The 25,386-nt window shown below is 69.1% G+C and carries 27 protein-coding genes; 6 read left to right on the top strand and 21 right to left on the bottom strand.

What is annotated here, in order from left to right:
• Nucleotides 1-512 precede the first annotated feature (512 nt).
• The 4 genes from ACWED2_RS44070 to ACWED2_RS44055 all read right to left on the bottom strand — a co-directional run bounded on the left by ACWED2_RS44070 (nucleotide 513) and on the right by ACWED2_RS44055 (nucleotide 3,841).
• Entirely contained in the window at nucleotides 513-767 is a 255-nt protein-coding gene (locus tag ACWED2_RS44070; protein ID WP_449696473.1) for a hypothetical protein, read from the bottom strand.
• Nucleotides 764-1,117 (bottom strand): WhiB family transcriptional regulator, encoded by a 354-nt coding sequence (locus ACWED2_RS44065; protein ID WP_449696472.1) that lies wholly within the window; start codon nucleotides 1,115-1,117, stop codon nucleotides 764-766. Before ACWED2_RS44065 ends, ACWED2_RS44070 begins: the two co-directional genes overlap by 4 nt.
• 151 nt (nucleotides 1,118-1,268) lie before the next feature.
• Nucleotides 1,269-1,541: a hypothetical protein gene (locus ACWED2_RS44060; protein WP_449696471.1), complete on the bottom strand. Its 273-nt coding sequence runs from the start codon at nucleotides 1,539-1,541 to the stop codon at nucleotides 1,269-1,271.
• A 206-nt stretch (nucleotides 1,542-1,747) separates the two neighbouring features.
• Nucleotides 1,748-3,841, bottom strand: a complete 2,094-nt coding sequence (locus ACWED2_RS44055; protein ID WP_449696470.1) for an ATP-dependent DNA helicase UvrD2 — start codon at nucleotides 3,839-3,841, stop codon at nucleotides 1,748-1,750.
• A 56-nt stretch (nucleotides 3,842-3,897) separates the two neighbouring features.
• Here ACWED2_RS44055 and ACWED2_RS44050 point away from each other — a divergent pair, with 56 nt between their 5' ends.
• Nucleotides 3,898-4,626 carry a DUF4191 domain-containing protein gene (locus ACWED2_RS44050; protein WP_449696469.1) on the top strand — a complete coding sequence of 243 codons (729 nt, stop codon included), beginning with the start codon at nucleotides 3,898-3,900 and terminating at the stop codon, nucleotides 4,624-4,626.
• 317 nt (nucleotides 4,627-4,943) lie between these two features.
• On the opposite strand, the gene ACWED2_RS44045 is transcribed toward ACWED2_RS44050, so the two are convergent.
• Complete coding sequence (locus ACWED2_RS44045) at nucleotides 4,944-5,333, bottom strand: RDD family protein (protein WP_449666783.1); 390 nt, start codon at nucleotides 5,331-5,333, stop codon at nucleotides 4,944-4,946.
• Between the two features lie 269 nt (nucleotides 5,334-5,602).
• Here ACWED2_RS44045 and glnA point away from each other — a divergent pair, with 269 nt between their 5' ends.
• On the top strand, nucleotides 5,603-7,027 hold the full coding sequence (glnA, locus tag ACWED2_RS44040) for a type I glutamate--ammonia ligase (RefSeq protein WP_449696468.1): 1,425 nt from the start codon (nucleotides 5,603-5,605) through the stop codon (nucleotides 7,025-7,027).
• A gap of 139 nt (nucleotides 7,028-7,166) precedes the next feature.
• On the opposite strand, the gene ACWED2_RS44035 is transcribed toward glnA, so the two are convergent.
• From ACWED2_RS44035 to ACWED2_RS44000, 8 genes are all read right to left on the bottom strand, one after another.
• Nucleotides 7,167-8,414 (bottom strand): tyrosine-type recombinase/integrase, encoded by a 1,248-nt coding sequence (locus ACWED2_RS44035; protein WP_449696467.1) that lies wholly within the window; start codon nucleotides 8,412-8,414, stop codon nucleotides 7,167-7,169.
• 35 nt (nucleotides 8,415-8,449) lie between these two features.
• The gene (locus ACWED2_RS44030) at nucleotides 8,450-8,635 is read right to left on the bottom strand and encodes a helix-turn-helix transcriptional regulator (RefSeq protein WP_449696466.1); all 186 of its coding nucleotides are present in this window, start codon (nucleotides 8,633-8,635) and stop codon (nucleotides 8,450-8,452) included.
• Nucleotides 8,636-8,653: 18 nt separating this feature from the next.
• Nucleotides 8,654-10,285, bottom strand: coding sequence for a replication initiator (locus tag ACWED2_RS44025; RefSeq protein WP_449696465.1), 1,632 nt, complete (start codon nucleotides 10,283-10,285; stop codon nucleotides 8,654-8,656).
• A complete protein-coding gene (locus ACWED2_RS44020; protein ID WP_449696464.1) occupies nucleotides 10,285-10,671 on the bottom strand; it encodes a hypothetical protein in 387 nt (128 codons plus the stop codon). Before ACWED2_RS44020 ends, ACWED2_RS44025 begins: the two co-directional genes overlap by 1 nt.
• Nucleotides 10,668-12,221, bottom strand: coding sequence for an FtsK/SpoIIIE domain-containing protein (locus ACWED2_RS44015; protein ID WP_449696463.1), 1,554 nt, complete (start codon nucleotides 12,219-12,221; stop codon nucleotides 10,668-10,670). Before ACWED2_RS44015 ends, ACWED2_RS44020 begins: the two co-directional genes overlap by 4 nt.
• 337 nt (nucleotides 12,222-12,558) lie before the next feature.
• Nucleotides 12,559-12,807, bottom strand: a complete 249-nt coding sequence (locus ACWED2_RS44010) for an AMED_5909 family protein (protein ID WP_449696462.1) — start codon at nucleotides 12,805-12,807, stop codon at nucleotides 12,559-12,561.
• Nucleotides 12,791-13,093 (bottom strand): hypothetical protein, encoded by a 303-nt coding sequence (locus ACWED2_RS44005; RefSeq protein ID WP_449696461.1) that lies wholly within the window; start codon nucleotides 13,091-13,093, stop codon nucleotides 12,791-12,793. Before ACWED2_RS44005 ends, ACWED2_RS44010 begins: the two co-directional genes overlap by 17 nt.
• Before the next feature lie 527 nt (nucleotides 13,094-13,620).
• On the bottom strand, nucleotides 13,621-14,085 hold the full coding sequence (locus ACWED2_RS44000) for a hypothetical protein (protein WP_043784231.1): 465 nt from the start codon (nucleotides 14,083-14,085) through the stop codon (nucleotides 13,621-13,623).
• 198 nt (nucleotides 14,086-14,283) lie between these two features.
• Here ACWED2_RS44000 and ACWED2_RS43995 point away from each other — a divergent pair, with 198 nt between their 5' ends.
• A complete protein-coding gene (locus tag ACWED2_RS43995) occupies nucleotides 14,284-15,126 on the top strand; it encodes a GntR family transcriptional regulator (RefSeq protein WP_449696460.1) in 843 nt (280 codons plus the stop codon).
• Entirely contained in the window at nucleotides 15,123-15,794 is a 672-nt protein-coding gene (locus ACWED2_RS43990) for an HAD family hydrolase (protein ID WP_449696459.1), read from the top strand. Before ACWED2_RS43995 ends, ACWED2_RS43990 begins: the two co-directional genes overlap by 4 nt.
• A gap of 67 nt (nucleotides 15,795-15,861) precedes the next feature.
• On the opposite strand, the gene ACWED2_RS43985 is transcribed toward ACWED2_RS43990, so the two are convergent.
• The 3 genes from ACWED2_RS43985 to ACWED2_RS43975 are packed head-to-tail and all read right to left on the bottom strand — an operon-like array spanning nucleotide 15,862 to nucleotide 17,192.
• Nucleotides 15,862-16,314, bottom strand: a complete 453-nt coding sequence (locus ACWED2_RS43985; RefSeq protein WP_449696458.1) for a DUF6941 family protein — start codon at nucleotides 16,312-16,314, stop codon at nucleotides 15,862-15,864.
• Nucleotides 16,311-16,718 (bottom strand): helix-turn-helix domain-containing protein, encoded by a 408-nt coding sequence (locus ACWED2_RS43980; protein WP_449696457.1) that lies wholly within the window; start codon nucleotides 16,716-16,718, stop codon nucleotides 16,311-16,313. Before ACWED2_RS43980 ends, ACWED2_RS43985 begins: the two co-directional genes overlap by 4 nt.
• Nucleotides 16,719-16,763: 45 nt before the next feature.
• The gene (locus ACWED2_RS43975; protein WP_449696456.1) at nucleotides 16,764-17,192 is read right to left on the bottom strand and encodes a hypothetical protein; all 429 of its coding nucleotides are present in this window, start codon (nucleotides 17,190-17,192) and stop codon (nucleotides 16,764-16,766) included.
• A 467-nt stretch (nucleotides 17,193-17,659) separates the two neighbouring features.
• Between ACWED2_RS43975 and ACWED2_RS43970 the strand changes: the two genes are divergently transcribed.
• Nucleotides 17,660-18,205 carry a hypothetical protein gene (locus ACWED2_RS43970; RefSeq protein WP_449696455.1) on the top strand — a complete coding sequence of 182 codons (546 nt, stop codon included), beginning with the start codon at nucleotides 17,660-17,662 and terminating at the stop codon, nucleotides 18,203-18,205.
• A gap of 441 nt (nucleotides 18,206-18,646) precedes the next feature.
• On the opposite strand, the gene ACWED2_RS43965 is transcribed toward ACWED2_RS43970, so the two are convergent.
• The 5 genes from ACWED2_RS43965 to ACWED2_RS43945 all read right to left on the bottom strand — a co-directional run bounded on the left by ACWED2_RS43965 (nucleotide 18,647) and on the right by ACWED2_RS43945 (nucleotide 24,519).
• Nucleotides 18,647-19,072 (bottom strand): acyl-CoA thioesterase, encoded by a 426-nt coding sequence (locus ACWED2_RS43965; protein ID WP_449696454.1) that lies wholly within the window; start codon nucleotides 19,070-19,072, stop codon nucleotides 18,647-18,649.
• Between the two features lie 14 nt (nucleotides 19,073-19,086).
• Complete coding sequence (locus ACWED2_RS43960; RefSeq protein WP_449696453.1) at nucleotides 19,087-22,062, bottom strand: bifunctional [glutamine synthetase] adenylyltransferase/[glutamine synthetase]-adenylyl-L-tyrosine phosphorylase; 2,976 nt, start codon at nucleotides 22,060-22,062, stop codon at nucleotides 19,087-19,089.
• Nucleotides 22,063-22,091: 29 nt separating this feature from the next.
• Nucleotides 22,092-23,225, bottom strand: a complete 1,134-nt coding sequence (locus ACWED2_RS43955) for an anion permease (protein ID WP_449696452.1) — start codon at nucleotides 23,223-23,225, stop codon at nucleotides 22,092-22,094.
• A 94-nt stretch (nucleotides 23,226-23,319) separates the two neighbouring features.
• Entirely contained in the window at nucleotides 23,320-24,066 is a 747-nt protein-coding gene (locus tag ACWED2_RS43950; protein WP_449696451.1) for a type 1 glutamine amidotransferase, read from the bottom strand.
• A gap of 15 nt (nucleotides 24,067-24,081) precedes the next feature.
• Nucleotides 24,082-24,519, bottom strand: a complete 438-nt coding sequence (locus tag ACWED2_RS43945) for a rhodanese-like domain-containing protein (RefSeq protein WP_449696450.1) — start codon at nucleotides 24,517-24,519, stop codon at nucleotides 24,082-24,084.
• Between the two features lie 111 nt (nucleotides 24,520-24,630).
• On the opposite strand from ACWED2_RS43945, the gene ACWED2_RS43940 reads away from it, so the two are divergent.
• A complete protein-coding gene (locus tag ACWED2_RS43940; protein ID WP_449696449.1) occupies nucleotides 24,631-25,083 on the top strand; it encodes an Lrp/AsnC family transcriptional regulator in 453 nt (150 codons plus the stop codon).
• Nucleotides 25,084-25,386 lie beyond the last annotated feature (303 nt).

Raw genomic sequence — 25,386 nt, 5'->3', positions numbered from 1 at the left:
GCCCATTCAACACCAGCGCCCAGCCCCAGGAGGCCCCGAAACAAGCCCACCCGAAGAAGGCCGACACCATCAGGGCCCCGCGGCGCCCACCCGGCCGGCAGCGCAGTCGCCCACGCGACGCGGCTCCGCACCGCCCCAACCCAGCCGCCTCCGGCACGGTGCCCACCACGCACCGCGCCCGGCAGCCCCGGCCCCCGCCGAGACCCAACCGCGCCCCGCAGGCACCATCACGCCCCGCACCGCCACCGACCCAACCACGCGTCCCGGCAAGGCGCCCCCCACCAGCCGGACCACGCGACGCAACCGCAACTCGGCGGCACCGCCACCGCGCGCACCCCCGGCAGCACGCCGCCACCAGCCGGATCGCACGACGCAGCCGGACCTCCGGCGGCCGCGCCCCACCGCGCCCGCCCCAAGCACGACCGCACCCCGGGCAGCACGCCACCGCCGCCGAGCTGCGGCAAAGCGCGAAAGCCCCCGCCGCCCGCGGGACGGGTGGCAGGGGCCTGCGCTCAGTTCTGGTCCTGGTACCGCTCCGCCCGTCGAGCCGCCCAGCGGGCTACTCGCGTCCAGCGGCGCGCGGCACGTGCGCTACCTCGGGCCCGCTGGGCGCGGACCCCCTCCTCCAGGTCCCGTATTCGGGCCCTGGACAGTTCTTCGTAAAGCAACATCTCGCTGATCTCCTCGATCTCGGTCTTCGTCAACTGCAGCTCTTCGCTGCGGGGGTGGGCTTCGTAGTCCCTCGTGGTGACCGGTTCGACGCTCATGCGGCGGCGCTCCGGTGATCGCCGCCGGCCTTGGCGGCGGCGGGCTCGACAGCGTTCTTGCGCGGGCGGCCGCGGGGCCGCTTGCGCGCGATCACCGCGCCGCGCTCGAAGATCTCGCCGCCCCAGACGCCCCACGGCTCGCGACGGGCCAGGGCGCCCGCCAGGCAGGCCTCGCGGACCGGGCAGTCCGCGCACTGGGCCTTGGCGCGCTCGAGCTCGGCCGGGGACTCCGCGAACCACAGGTCCGCGTCGCCCGAACGGCAGGGCAGCGCGACGTCGGGAACGGTGATCGGGTCGAGCAGGTCGGCGAATATTGCCTCACCCGAGGTGTAGGCGATGGCCGAAGACATGGTGGTTCCTCCTTGTGCCGTACGGGTTTCCGGTTGGGTGCTGAAGCTGGGCAACGCTGGTTCCTCTTGGGTTGTGCAGCCAAAAACACGAAGGCCGCGGATCCGGGTTTTCCGGTTCCGCGGCCTTCGTGAGCCTCGTGTCCTGACTAGGTCAGGAACTTCGCTCCCGTATCGACAACGGAACACGGAACTGCTTGATGGTCGGCAGATCGGCCTGCGGGTACGCGGCGAGAACGCCCTGCGTCCCGAAGACGACGACACCGGTGGCCCAACGACGCTCGACGCGCCGCATGCCACGGATCTCGTGAGCGCTCACGGACGCAGTACCGGTGAACACACCGGTGCCCGGGCGCTGAGCAGCCGCGACTTCCGCGGCGCAGGACAGACGGGTGCCCGGGTTCGTGAGCGTCATGTTGATGGTCATTTCACCGGCACCTCCTTCTGTACTCTGCACACGCGTCCGCCGAGCGGCGCTGTCCGTAGATCCCCAGTCGAGCCCTTCGGGCTCGGTACTGGCAGGTTATTGCTCTCCACCACACCGGTGCAACTCAATTAACGGGAAAATCCTCGAAGTTACGAAGATCGCCCCTGAGCAGCGGGTTCGCCGCGTCGATCATGGTTCGGACGCGGTCAAGACCCCGTCGACGCCCGGACGACGCCGAGGATCTCCGCACCGAAGCGTTCGAGCTTCGTCGCGCCGATCCCGGAGATCGACACCAGCGCCGCCTCGTCGGCCGGGCGCTGCTCGGCGATGGCCGTCAGCGTCGCGTCCGTGAAGACGACGAACGCCGGCACCTTGAGCTCGCGAGCCCGGTCGGTGCGCCACGACTTCAGCCGCTCCAGCAGGCCCTCATCCACTGTGGACGGGCACCGGCCGCAGCGGCCCAGCTTGACGTCGATGGTCTCCGGCAGCGGCCCGCCGCAGACGCGGCAGCGGGTCTTGACCGGCGTCGCGGGCTTCTGCTGCGACCGGGCGACGCGCGCTGCCGGGTGGTCCTCCGGGACCAGGCCGTAGAGGAACCGGCTGCGCCGCCGGTTGCGCCGCGCGCCCGGGGTGCGGGCCAGCGCCCAGGACAGCCACAGGTGCTCGCGGGCCCGGGTGACGCCGACGTAGAACAGCCGCCGCTCCTCCTCGATCGCCGCTTCGTCGTCGCCGGCGTGCAGGATCGGCATCGTGCCCTCGGCGAGGCCGACGAGGAACACCGCGTCCCACTCCAGGCCCTTCGCCGCGTGCAGTGACGCCAGCGTCACGCCCTCGACCGTCGGTGGGTGCTGGGCCGCGGCGCGCTGGTCGAGCTCGGCGCAGAAGCGCGGCAGATCGGCGTCCGCGACCGTCGCCGCGAGCTCTTCGGCCAGTTCGACGATCGCCAGGAGCGCATCCCAGCGTTCCTTCGCCGCGCCGCCGGCGGGCGGCGACTCGGTCAGGCCGACCCGCGCGAGCACCGAACGCACCGTCGTGACCAGGTCGGAGCTGCCGTCGCCACTCGCGGCCCGCAGCGCGGACATCGCCTGCCGGACCTCCGTCCGGTTGAAGAACCGCTCGCCGCCGCGGACCAGGTACGGGATGCCGGCGTCGGCCAGCGCCGACTCGTAGGCCTCGGACTGGGCGTTCACCCGGTAGAGGATCGCGATCTCGCTCGCCGAGACGCCGCCGTCGAGCAGCTCGCGCACCCGCCGGGCGACGGCCTCGGCCTCGACCGCCTCGTCGTCGAACTCGGCGAAGCGCGGCTCCGGCCCCGGCGGCCGCTGCCCGATCAGCTTCAGCCGCGAGCCCGCCGGACGGCCCCGCGCCGCGCCGATCACCCGGTTGGCCAGCGCGACGACCTCGGGCGTCGACCGGTAGTCGCGCTCGAGGCGGACGACGGTGGCATCCGGGTAGCGCCGCGTGAACTCCAGCAGCGGCCGCGGCGACGCGCCGCCGAAGGAGTAGATGGTCTGGTTGGCGTCGCCGACGACGGTCAGGTCGTCGCGGCCGCCGAGCCACGCGTCGAGCAGGCGCTGCTGCAGCGGCGTGACGTCCTGGTACTCGTCGACGACGAAGCAGCGGTAGCGGTCCCGGAACTCCTCGGCGACGGACCCGTGCTCCTCGAGCACCGCCGTCGTGTGCAGCAGGAGGTCGTCGAAGTCGAGCACCTGCGCGGCGTTCTTCAGCTCTTCGTAGGTCCGGTAGACCTCGGCGACCTGCGCCGCCGGGGCCGGGATGTCCCGCTGGGCGCGCGCGGTGACGGCCGGGTAGTCGTCCGGGCTGACCAGCGACGCCTTCGCCCACTCGATCTCGCTCGCCAGGTCGCGCAGGACCTCGACCTCGGTGCCGAGCTTGGCCCGGTTCGCGGCCTGACCGACGAACCGCAGCTTGTTCTCCAGCAGGTCCCACGGCCGGTCGCCGACCACGCGCGGCCAGAAGTACCGCAGCTGGCGGCGGGCGGCGGCGTGGAAGGTCAGCGCCTGCGCCGCGTCGACGCCGAGGCCTCGCAGCCGGGTCCGCATCTCCCCCGCGGCCCGCGTCGTGAACGTGACGGCGAGGACCTGACCGGCGGAAACGTGCCCGGACCGGACGAGGTGGGCGATCCGGTGGGTGATCGTGCGGGTCTTGCCCGTGCCGGCTCCGGCGAGCACGCAGACCGGCCCCCGGGGGGCACTGGCGGCGGCGCGCTGCTCGGGGTCGAGACCATCGAGCAGACGGGTGAGGCTCTTCGGGGAAAGTACGCCGGTCACGTCCGGCATCCTCGCAGAGGGGGACGGGGAAACGGGGCAGGGGCACGCGGCCGTATCCTGGTCATATGGCGGGACAGCAGGACAAGGAAGCGGCCAAGCAGGCCAAGAAGGAGAAGCGCGCGGCGAGCAAGGCCCGCCGTGGCCAGCTCTTCGAGGCCTTCAAGATGCAGCGCAAGGAAGACCCGTGGCTCATCCCGTGGATGGTCGGGGCGATCGTCGTCGTCGCCGGCGTCCTGTTCGGGATCGGGTTCTTCTTCGACGCGCAGTGGGTGCTGCTGCCGCTCGGCCTGATCCTCGGCGCCCTGCTCGCCATGATCATCTTCGGCCGGCGCGTCCAGAAGACGGTCTACTCGAAGGCCGACGGCCAGCCCGGCGCCGCGGCGTGGGCGCTGGAGAACCTGCGCGGCCGCTGGAAGGTGACGCCGACCGTCGCTGCGACCACGCAGCTCGACGCGGTGCACCGGGTCCTCGGCGGCCCCGGCGTCGTGCTGGTCGCCGAAGGCGCGCCGCACCGCGTGAAGACCCTGCTCGCCCAGGAGAAGAAGCGTGTCTCCCGCCTGATCGGCGAAACGCCGATCTACGACGTGACGATCGGCCACGACGAGGGCCAGCTGCCGCTGAAGAAGCTCCAGGGCTACCTGATGAAGCTGCCCCGCAACCTCAAGCCGGCCCAGGTCGACGCCCTCGAGGCGAAGCTGGCCGCCCTCGGCAACCGCGGCGCGGCGCTGCCCAAGGGCCCGATGCCGGCCGGCGCGAAGATGCGCAACGTCCAGCGGACGATCCGCCGCCGCTGACCCCAGCATGAGGAAAGGCCCCCGCCCGGATCCCGGGCGGGGGCCTTTTCACGTTCAGCACGGCGCCGGGCGACAGCGCCGTCCCTGCCGCGCGGGCGGCCGGCGGCGCCGGGCTGTGCGCTCACCGCGCCGCCGAGCAACGCGGCGCCGGACCGGGCCACGCAAGCAACCGGCGCCCCCAGCAGCGCCCAACCAACGCACCCAGGCAACCGGCATCCACAGCGGCACCCAACCAAGCCACGCAGGCAACCGGCATCCACAGCGGCGCGCCCACCAAGCCACGCAAGCTAGCGGCGGCCCTCAGGACCGGCGGCCGGTCAGCGCATCCGGATGACGACGGTGCCGGTCAGCCGGTCGAGCCAGCTGCGGCCGTCGGCGTTGCGGACCGCCGCCGGGATGAGCACGAACGTCAGCGCCGCCCGGACCAGCGCGCGCAGCGGGCCGACCAGCGCGGCGCCGTCGAGACGGGCGACGCGGATGCCGACGACTGCCATCCCCGGGGTGAAGCCGAAGAAGCCGGCCGAGATCACCGAGATGATCGCCCACACGCCGCCGGACCAGAGGTTGAACTGCTGCATCGCGGCCGGGTCCTGCAGGCTCGGGTGCAGGAAGATGGCCGTGACCAGGGCGGCCACCACGAGGTCGACGATCAGCCCGAGCAGCCGGGCGCCCCCGCTCGCCGCCGAGCCGACGCCCGACTCGGGCAAACCGAACTTCTCGCCCGGCCAGCGCGAGCCGTGTTGATCAGTGCCCTGACCACCGTCACCGGTGCCGGGGAGCCATTCACCGGTCCATCTCGCCACACGTCTAGGGTATGCCGGTGGCGCGGACCACATCCGACCTGGTCGGATACCCGATATCGACCACCCGTTAACACCGGCGAAACATACGGGTGACGGTCGGGCAACACCGCACTTTTAGCGTGAGCCGAAGAGAGCACTGCCGTACGAGCTCGAACGAGAAGGAGTCACCGAGGGTGCCCACTACTCCAGACGACATCCAGCGCCTCATCGCCGATGAGGACGTCGAGGTCATCGACGTCCAGTTCTGCGACCTGCCCGGCGTGATGCAGCACTTCACGGTCCCCGCCAAGGCCTTCACCGAAGACGTCTTCGAAGAGGGTCTCGCGTTCGACGGCTCCTCGGTGCGCGGCTTCCAGTCCATCCACGAGTCCGACATGCTGCTCCTGCCGGACGCGGCGACGGCGCGGATCGACCCGTTCCGCAAGGCGAAGACCCTCGCCCTCAACTTCTTCGTGCACGACCCCTTCACCCGTGAGGCGTACAGCCGCGACCCGCGCAACATCGCGCGCAAGGCCGAGCAGTACATCTCCGAGTACGGCGTTGCCGACAACGTCTACTTCGGCCCCGAAGCCGAGTTCTACATCTTCGACTCGGTCCGCTTCGACTCCGCCGAGCACGCCTCCTTCCACGAGATCGACTCGATCGAGGGCTGGTGGAACACCGGCGCCGACGAGGCCGGCGGCAACCAGGGCTACAAGACCAAGTTCAAGGGCGGCTACTTCCCGGTCCCGCCGGTCGACCACTTCGCCGACCTGCGCGACGAGATCGTCCGCAACCTGCAGGGCTCCGGTTTCGAGATCGAGCGCGCACACCACGAGGTGGGCACCGCCGGCCAGACCGAGATCAACTACAAGTTCAACACCCTGCTGCACGCGGCGGACGACCTGCAGCTGTTCAAGTACATCGTGAAGAACACGGTGTTCGCGGCGGGCAAGACGGCGACGTTCATGCCGAAGCCCCTCGCCGGCGACAACGGCTCGGGCATGCACTGCCACCAGTCGCTGTGGAAGGACGGCCAGCCGCTGTTCCACGACGAGTCGGGCTACGCCGGCCTGTCGGACACCGCGCGCCACTACATCGGCGGCCTGCTCAAGCACGCCCCGAGCCTGCTGGCCTTCACGAACCCGACGGTGAACTCCTACCACCGCCTGGTCCCGGGCTTCGAGGCCCCGGTTTCGCTGGTGTACTCGCAGCGCAACCGCTCGGCCTGTGTCCGCATCCCGATCACGGGCAACAACCCGAAGGCCAAGCGCGCCGAGTTCCGCTGCCCGGACTCCTCGGGCAACCCGTACCTGGCGTTCTCGGCGATGATGATGGCCGGCCTCGACGGCATCAAGAACAAGATCGAGCCGCCGGAGCCGATCGACAAGGACCTCTACGAGCTCCCGCCCGAGGAGGCCAAGGACGTCAAGCTCGTCCCGGGCGACCTGGGCACGGTCCTCGACACCCTGGAAGCCGACCACGACTACCTCCTCGAGGGCGGCGTGTTCACCCCGGACGTGATCGACACCTGGATCTCGTACAAGCGCGAGAACGAGATCGACCCGCTGCGCCTGCGCCCGCACCCGTACGAGTTCGCTCTGTACTACGACGTGTGATCGGCGCGGGGCTTTGACCAGGCATTTCACTGGTCCGAGCCCCAGCCAGGCCGTCACCAGGCCGTGAAGGTCACCAGGTGACGTCCCACCAGACACGGGACGGCGGTCGAGGGGAACACCCCGACCGCCGTCCCGTTCCTTATATATGCGTCGCCTCACGCGGCGCCCTTCGGCGGAACACCTCGTCGATGGCCCGCCGCGTCCGCTCCGAGCTTGACGGCATCAGGTGCGTGTAGACGCGGAGCGTGAACGCCGGGTCAGCGTGCCCCAGGTACTCGGCGAGCGCCCGGATGCTCTCCCCCGCGTCCAGCAGCGCCGAGGCGTAGAAGTGTCGAAGCCCGTGAAAGCCGTCCGCCCGACCCGGCATCTCCACCCCGGCCTCCCGCAAGGCCGGCTTCCAGGTGTGGTGGTTGAAGGAGTGCCGGTGGAGCTGGTTGCTCTCCCGGGTGTAGACCAGCAGCCGGACCGTCACTGGCTTGCCGTCCGGCACCTCCCACGGCAGCGTCACGGCCAGCGGCGGGAATCGCTCCATGTGTTCCTCGATCGCCGTCCGGACCTCCGTCGACAACGGCACCTCCCGCGTCTTCCGGTGCTTGGGCAGCGCGAAGACCATCCGGCCGCGAACGATCTTGACTTGACGCTCCACCCGCAGCATGTCGGAGCCCTCGGTGATGTCGTCCGGTGACCAGCCGAACACCTCACCCTGGCGGAGCCCACAACCCGCGCCGAGCGGGACCATGACGCCGTAGCGATCGCCGAGGGTCCTACGGACGGCGTGGACCCGCGCCTCCGGCCAGGGGATGACCTTCGGGTACTCGCCGCGCGGCTTGGTGACCGACTTGGCGTTGCACGGGTTCTTGTTGATCCGTTCGTCGTCGATCGCCGCCGCGAAGATTGCCGAAACATTGGCGAAGATGGTGCGACGGTAGGTCTCGGCGAGCCCCTTCTTTTGCAGAGCCCGATCCCACTCGCGAATAGTCGAAGGCCGAATATCGCGCAGCGCCTTATCCCCGAGCGTCGGATAGACGTGCAGCTTGAGCCGGAACTCGGTTCCCTCTCGGCTCGATTCGTCGAACGTCTGGGAGCTGAGCCAGCTCTCGCCGAACTCACGGAACGTCATCCGGCCGGCCTCCGGGTCAAGGTAGGTCCCTTGTGTCTTGTCGTTCTCGACCTTGTGGAGGAACGTGCGCGCGGCCGACAGCTGCCGGTCCGGGTACATCTTGGAACGCTCACGCCCATCCGGGTCGAGGTATCGCACCTTGTACCGCAGGCCGACGCCGTACAGGTCGGACTTCTCCTTGACCGGCTTGCCCTTGGCGTCGAGGACCGGCTTCTTGGTCTCCGGGTCAACCTTCGGCCGATACCAGCGATCTTGAATATGCCCCATGGCAGACTTCTCCCCTTGTTCGAATTCAGAAAGATTCAGGCCGCGTCAGCGAACCAATTGCGGACTGCCTCGGGGTCATAGCGAAGGTGCTTACCCATCTTTCGCCCCGGCGGACCGTATCCGCGCTTCCGCCACGATCGGACCGTCTCGACCGATACATGCAGGAAAGCCGCCACGTCGTCGAGCGTCCAAAGCCGCTCAATACTCGTCACCTTGTCCATACCCCTCCCCCTTCGAGATCAGGCCGCGAGCTGAGTTGCCGAAGTTTCCGGACCGTCCCCTGGTGGTCCGGCGGCAGCGAGTAGCGCGCGGTCGTACTCGGCCTTCCACGTGATCCGTTCCGCGATCGCGCGCATGACCAGGTGCGGCCGAGGCGGGACCTGCGGGTCGCCGGGCTCGACCTTGCGCCAGACCAGCTGGGCCGGGTCCGGTTGTGGCTTCTCGATCCCGATCGCGGCCAACGCCTGCTGAACGAACGCCTTCCGATCGGCCTTGTGGTCGTCGAGGGTCTTCCCGGACCACTTGCGCGACACCAGCACCCGACGCCCCGGCAGCCCGAGCGTGGTCCGCCGGTGCGCACGTCCCTTGCAGTGCCCCGGGGTGGTCTTGCTGCCCGCGCCCTTGGGCTGGACCCCGTAGAGCAGCCACACCGCGCAGCGCGGCGAGCACGGGGTAACCGACAGCTCAGCGTGCAGCCGGTCGTGATGATCCCGCAGCCTCGCCGTATCCGCCTCCACCACTTCCCCTGTGGACTTGGTGAGGTACTTGGTCAGGTAGCCGATGTGGCGGCCGGCCTCTTCGGTGCCGCCGAGGATGCCCTTCGAATGCACCTGCCGCCCAAAGGTCACCACGTGCGCCGGGTCCTCCACCTCTTCCACGGCGTCTTGCCAGGTGGTCAGCGGCTCGCGGGTGTCCGGGTCGAGGAACGCCCGGGTGTCCGGGTCCCAGACCGGCAGCCGATCCACGTAGACGACCTGGTCATGGTTGGGCCACCAGACCTGGTGATACGTCGCTTCGGTGACCTGGCGGATGACGTCGTGCGGGATCGCACCCCGGATCGCCGCGTGTAGATGCGGAGCGGTCCGCTTCTGCGGCTCGACGGTGGCGAAGTACTGCGCGTCCCAACCGACGACCCGGCGGAGGTTCTGCCACCAGCGGTCCACCAGCGCCGAGAAGTGGACGGCATCCCGGGCGGCCCGCCGGTAGTCATACCGAGACGGGTCGACCGGCGCCCCATCACGGACCGGACCGTAGGTGTCACAGGTCAGCGTCACGAACATCGACGGCCGGAACTTCCCCGCGTACTCCCGCCCGACCGTCGTCTTCGCGACCTTCTGCCGGGGCAGGTTCGGCGCATCCTGACGCCGCCTTGTCGACCGCTTCACCGCCCGCTTGGTCGGCATGTCGGCCGCGGGCAGGCGACCCCGCATCCCGAGTTGCCGAAGTTCCGCATCGACCCCGGCGATCTCCTCTCGCAGTTCCTCGGCCTCCGCCTGGTCGTGCTCGACCACCTCCCGATAGGCGGCCACGAGGTCCGCCCGATAGGTCAGCAACTCCTTGTGGTCCTCCGAGGGCGGCTCGGCGGTGAGGACGGGTTCTTCGGTCATGTGCCAGCCCTCGCGGCACTGGGCCTGCCGAAGCGCCTTGGCCTTCCGGGCACAGGGCAGGCACACCGACTCCACGGTGGAGCCGCACGGGACGGGGACGTAGCGCAGTTCACCGGTCGTGGTGTCGCCGACTTCCATCGTGAACGGCCGGACGCAGACGCCGTGCTTCTCCGCCGTCGCCCGGATCACGTCAGCAGCCAGCGGTGCCCGCATCCGTTCGGCGCGCGTCCCGGTGGCCGGCTGGGTCTTTTCCTGGTCGGTCATTAGGCGGCCACCTCCCCAGGGCGAGACCATTGCCGAAGCTGGAACACGGGCATGTCCTGCCGGGCCTCGGCGGGCAGGTCCGGGAACACCGCCGGGTCGTAGGCAACCCCGCTGTACACGTGGACCGGGATGCCGCACGGCGTCCGGCCGTTGATCGACAGGTGCACCGAGTCGCCGTCCGGGGTGCGCCAGAGCGAGGCCGACACGTCATCAAGCGTGTTCGACCAGGTCTGCAACGCCCCCGCGACGTCGGGCAGCCGGTGGGCGTCGAGCTGGACCGTGAGCGGGTCCGACCACGTGCGCACGGTCAATGTCGCCACCGGCGAAAGCTGGTGCAGGTCGAGGTGATCGCGGATCGTGTCGAGGAAGACCATCAGCCGGTTCACGCCGCCACCCCCTCGCCACCGAGCACGGGCCGAGCCACGCCGCCGTTGGTGACGTAGTGCTCCAGCGCCTTCACGGTCTCGTCGGAGACCCACCCAGCCCGGATGCGCAGGGGTTCGCGGATGCCCTCGCCCCACACGAATCCCACCCCGGCCTCACTGTCACCGATCCGGTTTGCCCACGCGCCCCGTTCATAGGCGCCGTCCCCGAGCACCATGCCGACGTGCGTCTTGGAGGTCACCCGCAGGCACACTCGTCGGGTGAACAGCTCCCGCACGGGGACGGTGTCCTTCGTCGGCTCCTGCACATAGCCGCGTACCGAGATGTTCAGTGCCCGGCCTTGCGTGTTCAGCAGCGCCACCCGCTCGACGATCTGTTCGCGGGTCTTGCGGTCGGTGTACTTGGTTAGGGCCCCGATCTCGTCGAACTCCAGCAGCTCCAGCGGGTACTCCGTCGACAGCGGGATAGTGCGAACCCGCCCGGCGAACTCCCGCTTGCGGGACTCCATCTCCTCCACCAGGCCGTCCAGCACCTCCAGCGCGTCCTTCCCAGACACCGCGTACCGGGAGAAGATCCCGCGCCCGTAGGCCAGCTCCATGCCCTTGGGGTCGATCCCGGACATGCGCACCAGCCCGGACCGGATCGCCGGGGCCGCCGACACCAGTGGGCACCACATCACCGAGTTCTTCCCCGCGCCCGAGGCACCGGCGGTCAGGCAGTGCGCGCCCGAGCCGAGCAGCGGCACCCGCCAGTCGTGCCCGTACTCGGTGCGGCCAGCCCATACCCGGCGCAGGTCCACCGCGGACTCCATGGCCTGCTCGGGAACCGCCGGGGAGTGCACGACCGAGGCCAGTTGGTCGCGGCGCTGGAAGTCGACCGACACCACGTTCGGCTCCAGTTCCCGCACCTGACACCGCGCGACCTTCCGCGCCGAGGCCAGTGCGCGGGCAGCCTCGTCGAAGTCCTCCGGCTTCTGACCAGGCACGAGCCGAACCCGCACCTCATCCCACGACGCGCCGGACCGGACGCCGAGGACCTTGGGCACCTGCACCCCGGACTGCCGAGCCGTCGCCCGCGAAGCCTTACGACGGCCAACCAGGTTCACCGTCACTTCCACCGGCAGCGCGGCATCCCGGACGCTCAGCCCGCAGGCGTGCAGCCACCCAGGCAGCTTGAGGTGGTAGACCGCCCAGCGCAGCCACCACGACCGCAACGGCCGGCCGCACCACTGATCGAACGAGGTCACGTCGAGCATCCGCCACACGCCGAGGATCAGCGCCAAGCCGCCGAGATTCACGACGAGCCAGATCCAGCCGACCCAGATGCACCACAGGTAGACCGCGATCACGGTCAACGAGGTACGCCAGTGGATCACGACCTGGGAGAACAGCCAGAACACGACCTTGCACGCCCACCACAGGGCGAAGAACACAACCGCCATCGCGGCCAGCGCCTCAGCCATCGAGGCCAACGCGCGGCCGATCTTCGCCAGCACCCACACACCGAGCCCGAGCCCGGCCAGGGCGATCACGAGCACTCCGGGGGAAGTCATCGCCGACCACCCCGCAGCACTGCCGAGAGATCCAGGGGCAACGCACCCAGGCAGGAGGCGCACTTGGTCTCACCCGGCAGAAGCCGAGCGAACCGCTTGCATTCCGAGCACCGCGAGCGGGTGACCCCCACTGGCGCACGGTTGTTGCCATCGTCTAGCGTTTGCATTGTTCACACCTCGCGGTTGTGGACAGCGCAGGAGCGGCATGGTTGGTAGCCGAGTTTCCGCTTCTGCGCCTTACGGTTCCGCGTCACCGAAAGAGGACGCGTTTCATCGCCGCACGACATAGCGCGCGTTTTTCGTTGCAGTGTTTGATTGTTCGTGTGTCTACACGGGACTATTCAGACTTCGACTTGCTGCCCTGGATCTGCGCCGACACCTCCCCCGCCTTCCGCCGTTCGTACCCCGCCCAATACAGGGCCTCGTGGTGGTGCCCCCGGTCGACGTCGGCGACCTTCTCGTACATCCGCGCGTTCGACTGCCGGAACGCCAGCCACACTGCTGGGTTCGCGTCCGGCGCCGGGAGACGCTCCGTTGCGATCTCGTGCGCGGCCCGCAGGGTGCGCGGCTCAGTCGGCTTCGCCATCACGCACCAGCCGATCCGTCGCGCGGGCTTCGAGGAGTGCCGCCATGTCCTCCGCGCTGTCGCGGAGTTGGCGAAGGAACCTCACGCACGCCGGCCACATCGCCGGGTCGTCCGGCGGCCGCAGCATCACCACGCACGGCGCCCCCGCGAGCACCAGCATCGGCGGATGCGTCGGCTCCGAACCAGTCTCCTCGACCGCCAGTTCCGCCTCCGACCCGACGATCCACGTCACGCCGAACCCGTCCCACCCAGCTTCCGCCGCGTCCTGTTTCTCGTCGTGTGCCATGTCCCTGAACACTTTCGCCATGCCGAAGGCGGGTGTCCCACTTGTCGGCTTGAATCTCGAATGCCTCAGCGGCGGAGATGACGGCCGCCCGCGCCCAGGCCGGTAACGGCACTTCGGCCGCAAGATCACGCCAAGCTGCGGCAACCGCCCGCGACACCTGAGGCAACTCGACGTCCGACGCCCCGGCGTATCGCGCGTAGGCGCGTTCCCAAGCTCGCACCCGCTCCCACCGGCTCATGTGATCTCCCCTGGTCGTTGGGCCGAGTCAGCGCGGTCGAACTCCATGCGCGCCCGCCGCTCGAACTCCTCAGCCGCCACGGCCGACGCGTGCCGCGCCCACAACGGAGCAGCGAGATCGGCAGACAAGGCACGCCACGCCACCGCAACCGCGTGGTAGGCGTGAGCAAGACGCCGCACTGCCGCCAGATCGTCAGAAGCCGACCTCATCGCAGCGAACAGCGCGGACGTCTGCTCCGCGTACGCCTCGTTCCACCGAGCGACCGCCTCACGCGACGGCCGCCCCGCCATCACGCGGCCTTCTGCTGACCACTCTGGCCGGCCGGGGTCTTCGCGGCCTGCTTCGAGCCAGCACCACTACCCGGCTCACGCATCCCGGTGGCCCGCAGCGCCCATCCCTGGTACTTGAACTTCTCGCCCATGACCCGGGCCTCGACCGTCAGGCCCTCGAACACGACCGGCCGGAAGTCGAAACCCTGCATCGCGGCCGGGGGCGGGACGGGCTGGACCCGGTCGAGCAGGGTGACCGTGGCCGACTTGTCGCGGTCCTTCTCTGCCGACGGGTCGGTCACGGTGACCTTCCACTGCGGCAGGCCGGTCTGCTCGTCGATCTTCTGCTTGGGCTGCTTGCCCCGGGCCTTGTCCTCGTTGGAGACGTACTCCATGTCCGGAGTGACGGGGCCAACGATCGCCGCCCCGGCTGGGAACACGGCGTCGTGCTCGATCTCGAAGCGCGTTCCGCGCGGTACTGCCATGTCGGTTCTCCCTGGTCAGGCGCCTCACTCGACGCTGCCTATCGTGGCTGTCATGGCCAGGTTAGCCAGGTTGGCTAGCCAAGTCAAGCAACACGAAAACGGTCTAGGCCGCTAGGTGGCCTAGACAGGCTTGGAGCTGGTCGGGGAGACTGAAACTTGACCCGTGGCAGAGCCACCAGTCAAGGAAGGAAAGCACCCATGGCGCTCGACCCGGACGACCCGCGACCGCCCTACGTGCAGGTGGCGAACGCGCTGCGCGCGGCGATCCTCACGCGCAAGTTCACGCCCGGCGACAAGCTCCCATCGCGGAACGAGTTGGCGAAAACGTACAACGTCGCGCCGATGACCGTGCAGAACGCCATCCGCGAACTCCGTGACGAGGGCCTGATCGTGTCGCGTCAGGGCAGCGGGGTCTTCGTCCGCGAGCGCACCGAACGCCCGGTCGGCCTCCGACCACACATCGAACGTGCCTTCGAGGCTCAGGACGTCACGATCGACTTCGCCGGGTTCTCCGGCGAGACCCTGCACGGCGTCATCGCCGAACCGCTGGACAAGATTCGTATCGGCCGGCTACGGCCCGAGTCGATCACCGTCCGCCTGCTGGTCCCGGACCCGACCCAGCCATGGTCCCTGCCGGTCACCGTGGACGAGCACGCCGACAGCCCGCTGTTCCGCAAGCGCGCCGAAGAGATCATGCGCCGCCACACCCTGGCCATCGTCGACTCGGTGACCGAACTCGGCGAGCTTGGCCTGGTCAATAAGGCGTCGGCACAGGTCCGCGTGCACCCGGCACCGCCGATGTTCAAGCTCTACCTGATCAACAACGAAGAGACGTTCTTCGGCTTTTACCCGGTCCGCGAGCACGTCATCAACTTCGGCGGCGAGACCCAGGCGATCTACGACCTCATGGGCAAGGACGCAATCCTCTTCCACCACTCGATCAACGACGACGACACGTCGACCGGTTCACAGTACGTCGACCAGGCTAAGACCTGGTTCGACAGTCTCTGGAACAGCGTTGCCAAGGACTATCAGCGATGAAAGCCGCAGAGGTGCTGGCCCGAGCCCGCGCCCTACTTCTCGACTTCGACGGCCCGGTTTGCTCTGTCTTTGCAGGAATTCCCGCGTCCACAGTCGCCAACCAGTTGCGGGGAGTCCTTGCTGACTGCGGACACGCTGATTTGCCCGAAGCAATCGCGGCCAGCGCCGACCCGTTCGACGTTTTCCAATACGCCGCCACGCTTGGCGAAGACCAGGCCCGCTTTGTCGAAGTCGCTTTTGCGGCCCACGAAGTCGAGGCGATCTCTAGCGCCACGCCCACAAGCGGCGCACACGACCTCATCGAGGCGTGGCATGAATCCGGCCGGCCACTGGCCATCGTCAGCAACAACGGCACGCCAGCTATCGGCGCCTACCTCGACCTCTACGATCTTCGAAGATCGATCAGCTTCGTATCTGCGCGGACCGGTCCGAACGCCGCTCTGCTCAAGCCAAGCCCTTACCTCTTGCAACAGGCCGTCGCTGCACTCGAAGTACCCCCCAGCGAGTCCGTGTTTCTAGGTGACTCCACAAGCGATATGGTGGCCGCCAAAGCAGCAGGGACTGCCTCTATCGGCTACGCAAACAAGCCCGGCAAGGGCACCAAACTTGTTATGGCCGGGGCCGACGCAGTCACCGAAGTGATCAAAGGCTTGGCGACCGTGGCTTAACCTCCGCAACGCCGAGCATGCCGACCGCCGGGGCCCTATCTACCTGGGCTCCCCTTATAAGTCACCATCACTTCGCGTCAGCGTCCACAGGAGTGACCGGACGGGTAATAAACGAAGCAGACCAACTCGCTTCACTCTGACCATCAATGCTTGCTTGCCACTTGTAATGACGTCCCGGCTCAAGCGGCAGACCGGGCCCAATGTTGACCACAAATGGAGCCGAAGCTGGCGCGTCCGGTGGCGTATTCGGCTGCACGCCCATGGTGACGTGGCTCAGGACGGTGATCGGCCCGTCGCTACCCGGCAAGGACACAGGCTTGCCGTCTTCGTACGTCAGGTCGAGGCGAATCTCGTGCGCACCGCTAGCCTCCTCTTGGCTGTCGAAGCTGAAGATGACCAACACAGCCATAGGCGCTGTTGTCGGCGCATCGACAGCTGTCCAACCGATACCAAGGGCATGAGCCTTGCCAGTAGCGGAATCACTCTGGCCCGCGTCTGCTGTCAGTACTGCAACCTTCACCTGACGCCCACCTGAACGTGCCCAAGTCCGGTCACGTGAACGGCAGTAGCGCGCGATGCGTGACTTGCCCCTGCCTCAGCGGTGCGAGCAGTGATGCCCTCCGGGCGCTCAGCTCTGATGACTGAGCGTGCAAGGTTAGAGGGGAAGACTCGATGCTTGACCGCAACGCCAATCGCGAGCGCGTAGCGGCGCAGGGTCGAGAGACGAGGGTCACTGCTCATCGTCTCGATGTCCGAGACCACGCTCTGGGAACGCCCCATCGCTTCAGCCACCTGGGTCTGGCTAAGCCCCAGCCGCTTACGCAGGTTGACCAGCTGATCGACCCAGGCAAAGTCAGCCTTGACGAGCTCATCTGCCAGCGCATCCTTGGGGTCGCTGGAGTCGATGCCGAGCAGCTCATCCAAGTCACTCATCATACCCTCCAGTATCGGCTAAACCCGATAGTAGCTTTATGCTCCACCCTGCCACCACCCCCAGCGTCTGGCCGCCTCCTCGATATCCCGATCCTGTTGCTCCTTTGACAACTTCCGGTTGAACAGGAGGCCAAGCATCACCTTGGCGTCACGAAGCTTGAGGGGCTCGCTGTAGTAGAGCCGCCACTGCTTGCGTCCGATCTTCCACTTGATCTCCATGACTCCAGGTCTGAGCTGTAGGCGTGGGCGCCCATCCCCCGGCTCATGCAGCTCACCACGCTCGGCACGATTGAGCTTCGCCTTGATCAGAGCCCTGAAGTCCCGCGCAGCGTCCGCCCCCTCAGCCGCTTCGATGTCCGCAGCGTGGGCCTGCACCTCGGCGATCGGGACATTCACACCCTCTTTCTCGTACCACTTCCACTGGCCACCGCTGGTGAACGCAAATGAAACCCAGCCGGACGTCACCTAGCCTCCCCTTCAGCCACAAGACTCACGCGGCGTGGACCGACTAGGGCCACAGTCGCCAGTGCCCCTTATGTCGGCACCGACTTGACGCCCGTATCGGTCGGGCTCTGTTACGTCCCAGATCGTTACTTTCAGTGGTCGATCGGACAGTAGGCCAAGACCGCGAACCCGTCGATGAGTTGCACATGAGTGGCCAGTATCTGTCCTCTGATGCTCTCGGTCGGAGAGCAGACACCAGCGAAGTCACGTAGATAGCCTGGTCGACGTCGTGACAGGACACAGCCGACCTTCGTTACGTCCGGCAGACGCTGCCGCCAAGTCCTTCCCCCTGCCGAATTCAGCTCTATGGGATCAAGACGGCGCGCAAGCGCGCCGTGCCCGGACCGCCCAGCCTCCGCTCCGCTCCGGCCGGCGGCCCCGGCACGCGGCATTTGCAACATCGATGACCACCAGCGCGTCTTACCTGCATGTTCAAGATCGTGCTGACCATCGTCGGCCTGTTGCTGTCGATCGTGGGCATCGGCCTGGCCGTGGGTGCCTATGTGTCGACAAACCGAGAGCACGGCACCGAGCCTGTGTGGCCTGCGATAACCAGGGCCCTCGGCTGGGCCCGTCATTCCCTACGTCGCGTCCTCCGTCGCAACCGTGACCTCGACGTGCGCGTCGCGGCCGGGGCTGCAATGGCCACAGGAGTGGCGATACACGCCGAAGGGATCGTGTCGCGTGGCCCCGCGCCAGTAGCGCTATCCATGGAGGAGAAGTTCCGCTGGATCGAGCGACGTATCGAACTGGTCGAGCAGGAAGCGCTACAGGAGCGGAGCCGACGAGGCGACGACGTGCGCGCACTGCGCACGGCCGTTGGCGACACAGAGCGCCAGATACGCGAAGTCGAGAACGCTAGCCGGGAGCTTGCCAGGTCCGTAGCGATCGGGACCGTGAGGCTTCAGATCACCAGCCTGCTGTTCGTCGGCGCCGGGACGGTCGCGCTTGCCGTCCCAGGGTTAATGCCATAACGACCAGTAAGCCGTTCCTCGCACAGGATCGTTTAACACCAGCCCACCGGCATCAAGGGCGCCTGCGGCGTCGCTGCGCGATGAGCTGCGCTCCCCCTTGACCCCGGCAGCCCGGTGCTAACAGCGGCAGGGGCGAGGAAGACGGGGGCGGACTGCCACCGCGTCAGGCCGTCTCCAGGCCGTCAGACGTCCGCCAGAGTTGACCATGAACGACCAACGACGACCGATAACCAGCAGGTCAGCAGGGGTGCCGACGATCAGCCCGCAGGTAGAAGCCGGGTCGTGGCAGACCTACGACGTGTGATCTGACCGTCCACGAACACGGGGCGGCGGTCGAGGGGAACACCCTCGGCCGTCGCCCCGATCTTTTTTTCTACGTTCGGCCCACCGTTTCAGAAACGGATGTCGCACGAAAATTCGATCACGAAAAGGGCCGGGGTTTTATTCCGACGGGGACAGCAGCGCCATGTCCGCGCCCGCGGCCTCGTAGCGGCCCCGCGGGTCGTCGACCAGCTTGCGGCGCTCCAGGTCCATCAGCCCCAGCGTGCAGGTGATCTCCGCGGCCAGCGTGCCGTCGAGCTTGAAGATGTTCGAATCCATCTTGAACGTCTTGCCGCTGCCGAACTTGACCACGCACGTCACGTCGACCTCGTCGCCGGCGCGCAGCTCGCGGCGGAAGACCACGTGCGTCTCCAGGAGCACCGAAGCCACGCCCGGGAGCCCCTTCAGCGCGCCCGCCGCTTCGAGGAGTTCCAGGCGGGAGACCTCGCCGTACGAGTGGTACACGGCGTGGTTGAGGTGGCCCAGGGTGTCCAGCTCGTAGTGCCGGACCTTGATCCGGGTACGGAAGGGTTCGCGATCGGTCACCGGCCCACTGTAGGTCAGGCCTCGTAGAACAGGTGCTCGACCACCGTGTGCGCCCGGCGGGTGATGCGGCGGTACGTGTCGAGGAACTCCCCAGGGTCGTCGCCGGCCGACTGGCCGAGCACCCGGGCCACCGCGGCCAGGTCGCGGCCCGAGCCCGGCACCTGGTCGACCGCCTTGCCGCGCACCAGCATCCCCGCGTTGCGCACCCGGGTCGCCAGCAGCCACGCCTCGGCCAGCGAGTCCGCTTCGGGCTGCTCGGCCAGGCCCGCCTCCGGGAGCACCGCCAGCGCGTCCAGCGTCGACGTCGTCCGCAGGCTATCGACGGAGTGCGCGTGCTGGAGCTGCAGCAGCTGCACCGTCCACTCGACGTCGGCGAGGCCGCCGCGGCCGAGCTTCGTGTGCAGTGTCGCGTCGGCGCCGCGGGGCATGCGCTCGGTCTCGACGCGGGCCTTGATGCGGCGGATCTCGCGGGCCTTCGTCGGGTCCAGGCCGCCTTCGGGGTAGCGGATCGGGTCGATCATCGCGATGAAGCGCTCGCCGAGGTCGTCGTCGCCCGCGATGAAGCGGGCCCGCAGCAACGCCTGCGCCTCCCACACCTCGCCCCACCGCGCGTAGTAGGCGCGGTAGGACTCCAGCGTCCGGACCAGCGGCCCGCTCCGCCCCTCCGGCCGCAGGTCGGCGTCGACCTCGAGCGCGGGGTCCGGGCTCGGCGCGCCCAGCATCTTCCGGACGGTCTCCGCGACCGACGAAGCGAACTTCACGGCGTCGGCGTCCGATACCCCTTCGGAGGGCTCGCACACGAAGAGCACGTCCGCGTCGGAGCCGTAGCCGAGTTCGGCGCCGCCGAGCCGGCCCATCCCGATGACCGCGATGCGCGCCGGCGTCCGGCCGAGCTCGGCCTGCCGCTGGCGGTACGCCGCGGCCAGCGCGCCCTGCAGCACCGCGGCCCAAACCGAAGACAGCGCTTCGCACACAGCCGGCACGTCCAGCAGCCCGAGCAGGTCGGCGCAGGCGACGCGCAGGAGTTCGTGCCGCCGCAGCGAACGCGCGGCGGCGATGGCGGCGTTCAAGCCGGGCTGACGCCGGACGGCGGCCCGCAGCGACTTCGCCACCTCCGCCGGCGTGCGGCCCAGCAGCCGCGCCGGGTCGCCGAGCAGCTGCAGCACCTCCGGCGCGCGGACCAGCAGGTCGGGTACCAGCCGGGACGTGCCCAGCAGGAAGGCCAGGCGCTCGACGACCGTGCCCTCGTCGCGCAGCACCCGCAGGTACCACGGCGTGTCTTCGAGCGCTTCGGACACTTTCCGGTATGACAGCAGGCCGCCGTCCGGATCCGGGGTGTCGGCGAAGAGGTCGAGCAGCACCGGAAGCAGCGCCTGCTGGATCGCCGCGCGCCGCGAGACGCCCGCGGTGAGGGTCTTGATGTGCTGGAGCGCGCCGTCGGGCGCGGTGTAGCCGAGCGCGGCCAGGCGGCTGGCGGCCTGCTTGGTGGTCAGGCGCAGCGCCTCGGTGGGCACGTTCGCGACCGACTGCAGCAGCGGCCGGTAGAAGATCTTCTCGTGCAGGCGCCGGATGCCCTTGCCGTGCCGCCGGAACTCCGCGAGCAGCGCCTCGCCCTGGCTCTTGCCGCCGCTCGCCTTGATCCCGCTCGCCCGGGCGATGATGCGCAGCTCGGCGGTGTCCGACGGCGCCGGGAACAGGTGGGTCCGGCGCAGCCGCCGCAGCTGCAGCCGGTGCTCGATCATCCGCAGGAACTCGTAGGACGCGCCCAGTTCGGCGGCGTCCTGGCGGCCGACGTAGCCGCCTTCACCGAGCGCTTCGAGCGCGTCCATCGTGGACGATGAGCGCAGGTCGGCGTCGACGCGGCCGTGCACGAGCTGCAGCAGCTGCACCGCGAATTCGACGTCGCGCAGGCCGCCGCGGCCCAGCTTCAGCTCGCGCTCGGCGTGCTCGGACGGCACGTGGCCCTCGACGCGGCGGCGCATCTGCTGCACCTCGGCGACGAAGTTCTCCCGGTCGGCCGCCGACCACACCAGCGGCGCCACCATCTCGGCGTACTGGCGGCCCAGCTCGGCGTCGCCGGCCACCGGCCGCGCCTTGAGCAGTGCCTGGAACTCCCAGGTCTTGGCCCACTTCTGGTAGTAGCCGTGGTGGCCGTCGAGCGTGCGGACGAGCGCGCCGGCCTTGCCTTCCGGGCGCAGCGCCGCGTCGACCTCGAAGCACGCCCTGTCGACGACGCGCATCATCGTGCTCGCCAGCCGGGTCGCGAGGCCGAGGTCGCCTTCGCCGACGAAGATGACGTCGACGTCGCTGACGTAGTTGAGCTCCCGGCCCCCGCACTTGCCCATCGCGATGATCGCCAGGGTGCCTTCGGCCGACGCGCCGGCTTCGGCCTCGGCGACGAGGAGCCCGGCGGCCAGCGCGGCCTCCGCGAGCTCGGTCAGCTGGGCCGCGACCTCGGCGTAGCCCGGGTGCTCGAGCCCGGCCTCGACGACGTGCCCGAGATCGGCGGCGGCGATGCCGAGCAGCTGGCCGCGGTAGGCGACCTTGAGGGCGTGCTCGGCCTTGGGCCCGGTGCGCACCGAACCGTCTTCGGCCAGGAGCGCCGTGCGCAGGGCTTCGCGGTAGCAGGCGGAGTCGGTGCACTTGTCCCCCAGGAGCGAACGCCACTGCTCCGGGTTGGCAGCGAGGAAGTCGGCGAGCGCGCTCGACGTCCCGAGCACGCTGAGGAAGCGGCCGCGGAAGGTGCGGTGCGTGCGGAGCTGCGCTTCGAGGTCGGCCCACTCTCCGGCGTCGGCCTCGCGGATCCGGTCCAGGCCGCGCAGCGCGAGGTCGGGGTCGGCGGTGCGGGACAACGCCGCGAGCACGTCGGCCGCCGTGGCGACCGGGCCGGCGTCGGCCCACCAGCCGGCCGCGCGCAACTGCCCCTCGGCACGGGAATCGGTGAAGCCGTACCTCGCCGCGGAAGCGGTCGTTCGCGCTCGGTCTGCCATCACCGACCACCGTAGCCCGGCGTGGCGGCTCAGGCGGCGAGCCGGCCCGGCTCGGCTCCGGCGGGCGTCGGCTCGGGCACCTGGAAGCTGTGCGCGGTGACGGGGTGGCGGCGCGAGAGGAGGTAGATGCCGAGGCCGACCCCGGCCCCGGCGACGCCCACGGCGACGGTGCCCGCGTTGCCCAGCGAGGCGATCTTGCCGGAGAGCGCGCCGACGATCGCGGCCGCGGGCAGCGTGAACAGCCAGGCGACGACCATCCGGCCGGCCATCCGCCAGCGGACCGGCGCGTCCCGGCGGCCGACGCCGGAGCCGACGATGCCGCCGGAGCAGACGTGTGTCGTCGACAGCGGGAAGCCCAGCCGCGACGAGATCAGGATGACCAGCGCCGAGCTCGTCTGCGCGGCGAAGCCCTGCGGGCCTTCGATGTCGGTGAGGCCCTTGCCGAGGGTGTGGGTGATGCGCCAGCCACCGAGGTAGGTGCCGAGGGCCAGGGCACACGCGGCACTGATGATCACCCAGACGGGCGGCGACGCGCCCGCCGGGAGGCTGCCGGCGGTGACGAGCGTGAGCGTGATGACGCCCATCGTCTTTTGCGCGTCGTTGGTGCCGTGCGCGAGCGAGACCAGGGAGGCCGAGACGATCTGGCCGACCTTGAACCCGCGCGTGGCCGGGCGGCCGCGCACCAGGAAGCGGTAGACGAGGTAGGTCGCGGTCATCGCGACGAGCCCGGCGATGACCGGGCTGGCCGCGGCCGGGACCAGGACCTTTTCGACGATCTTTCCGAAGTGGACCGAGTCGGCCCCCGCGGAGATCCAGGTGGCGCCGATCAGGCCGCCGAACAACGCGTGCGACGAACTCGACGGCAGGCCGACGAACCACGTCACGAGGTTCCAGACGATGGCACCGATCAGCCCGCCGAAGACGATCGCCGGGCCGATCTTCGTGTCGTCGACGAGGCCGCTGGAGATCGTCTTGGCGACTTCGACCGACAGGAACGCGCCGACCAGGTTCAGCACCGCCGAGATCGCGACGGCCACGCGGGGCCTGAGTGCCCCGGTGGCGATCGACGTGGCCATCGAGTTCGCGGTGTCGTGGAACCCGTTCGTGAAATCGAAAATGAGGGCCGTGACGACGACGACCACGACCAGCAACGAGGGTTGCACCCCGACCTCCGCACCCTTGTGGGGACTCCTCCCGCAAGGTACCTGACGGGTACGCCCGGCGTTAACAGGATGTTGCTGGTTGTGACCTCTGTCGTTAAGCCAGCGGCAAAGTACGGTGACTTGCCACCGCGGCTTCGAGTTCTCCGGCGGCCAGCTTGACGAACCGCTGCGCGAACGGGCGCCAGGTCTCCTCGATGTCGGCGTGCACGGTCACCAGCTTTTCGTGCTCCAGCGCGCCGGGCCGGGCGAATTCGGCTTCTTCGGGGCATTCCGCGGCCCAGCTCTCGACGACGGCCGGCGTCGTCTCGATGTGGAACTGGACACCGTAGACACAACGCCCGAGCCGGTAGGCCTGGTGCGCGTAGCGCGGCGAGGACGCGAGCAGCTCGGCGCCGGGCGGGAGCCGGGTGATGGCGTCGGTGTGGAACTGCAGGACGTCCTGCACGAGTGGAAGGTCGGCGAACAGCGGGTCGGTCCACGCCGCGTCCTTCTTGCTGACGAGGTGCGGACCGACCTCCGGCCCGTCCGGGGCGACCTCGACGCGGCCACCGGTCGCGACGGCCAGCAGCTGGGCGCCGAGGCAGATGCCCAAGGTGGGCAGATTCTTCGCGGCGGCCTTGGACAGCAGCCGTCGGACGTCGGCGAGCCACGGGTGCTTGGCGTCGTCTTCCGCGGCCATGCCGCCGCCGAGGCAGACGACGGCCCGGTAGCCGTCGAGGTCGGGCAGGTCTTGTTCCGGTAGCAGGCGGACGTCGAGTTCCGCGCCGGCCTCGGTCAGCCAGTCGCCGAGGGGGCCCAGCGGGTCCGACGCGTCCGGCTGGATGATCAGGATTCGGGTCACGCTGTCCAGGGTAGGTCAGCAGGCACAGCGAATTCCTTGTTCGGTGGTTGCGTCGGCTTTGCCGCCTTCGACCGGGTAGCCGGCGGCGATCCAGGCGGTGATGCCGCCGGAGAGCCGTTTCACCTTGAAGCCGAGCTGGGCGAGCTTGAGCGCGCCCTTGGTGGCGGCGTTGCAGACGGTGCTTTCGCAGTAGCAGACGTAGACGAGGTCGCGGTCGAGGTGTTTCGTGCTGTCCGCCGTCAGGTCCCGGTAGGGCAGGTTGATCGCGCCGGGGATGCGGGCGTGGGCGAAAGCCTCGGGCGCCCGGGTTTCGACGACGACGTAGCCATCGGTGCGGCCGGCTTCGAGGTCCTGGACGAGATCGTCGGGATCGACCTCGAACCCGAGCTCGGCACCGAAGTACGTCACGGCGGCTTCGGGGGCGGCGGCGGGGAAGGCGAGCGTGCGCGTCATGGGGTAAATCCTGCTGGGTTCGCGGGTTCCAGGACAGGGCACAATCGGCGTGGAATCCCGGGACGGCCGGGGATTTCCCTGTTCTGGCCCTGTGAACCCGGGAGAGTTGCGGTGGACCACCTGGACGACGTCGACTGGCGCCTGCTGGAGCTCCTGCAGGCGGACGGCAGGCTGAGCTTCTCGGAGCTGGGCCGCCGGGTGGCGCTGTCCGGCTCGGCGGTGACGGAACGCGTCCGCCGTCTCGAGGAGCGCGGAGTGATCACGGGCTACGCGGCGAGCATCGACACGACGAAGCTGGGGTTGCCGATCGAGGCGCTGGTGCGCGCCCGGGTCCGAAGCCTGGACACACCCCGGTTCCGGACGGCGGTGTTGCCGCTGCCGCAGGTGGTGGCCGCGGACCACGTGACGGGTGACGAGTGCTGGGTCCTGCGGGTGCTGTGCCGGAGTACGGCGGAGCTGGAGGAGCTGGTCGAGAAGGTGCAGCGGTACGGGGAGACGAACACGTCGCTGGTGTTGTCGTCGCCGCTGCGGAGGCGTTCGGTGGCTCGGCCGGGCTCTGCGTGAGGCATCACGCGTGGTCCCGGGGGCATCTCGCGTGTCTGGAGAGCCATCTCGCGTGATGGGGGAGGCATCACGGCGGCCGGCCGGGCGTTACTCGCGTGATTCGGGGCGGGGTTCGCCTGGCTGGGGCCGGAACTGGCGTGATTGAGGCCGGATCTCGCGTGATTGCCGGCGGAACTCGCGGGCCTGAGGGGGCGGGCGCGGGGAAAGGGGCGGAAATGGAGAAAGGGCCTGGGCCGGGAGACTCGTGGTCTCTACCGGGCCCAGGCCCTCTCTTCACGGTAAGTTCGGCGGTGTCCTACTCTC

This window comes from Amycolatopsis sp. NPDC005003, assembly GCF_053600695.1.
Note: the sequence above shows the minus strand (reverse complement) of the source record. Positions and strands in the feature narration are given on the sequence as shown.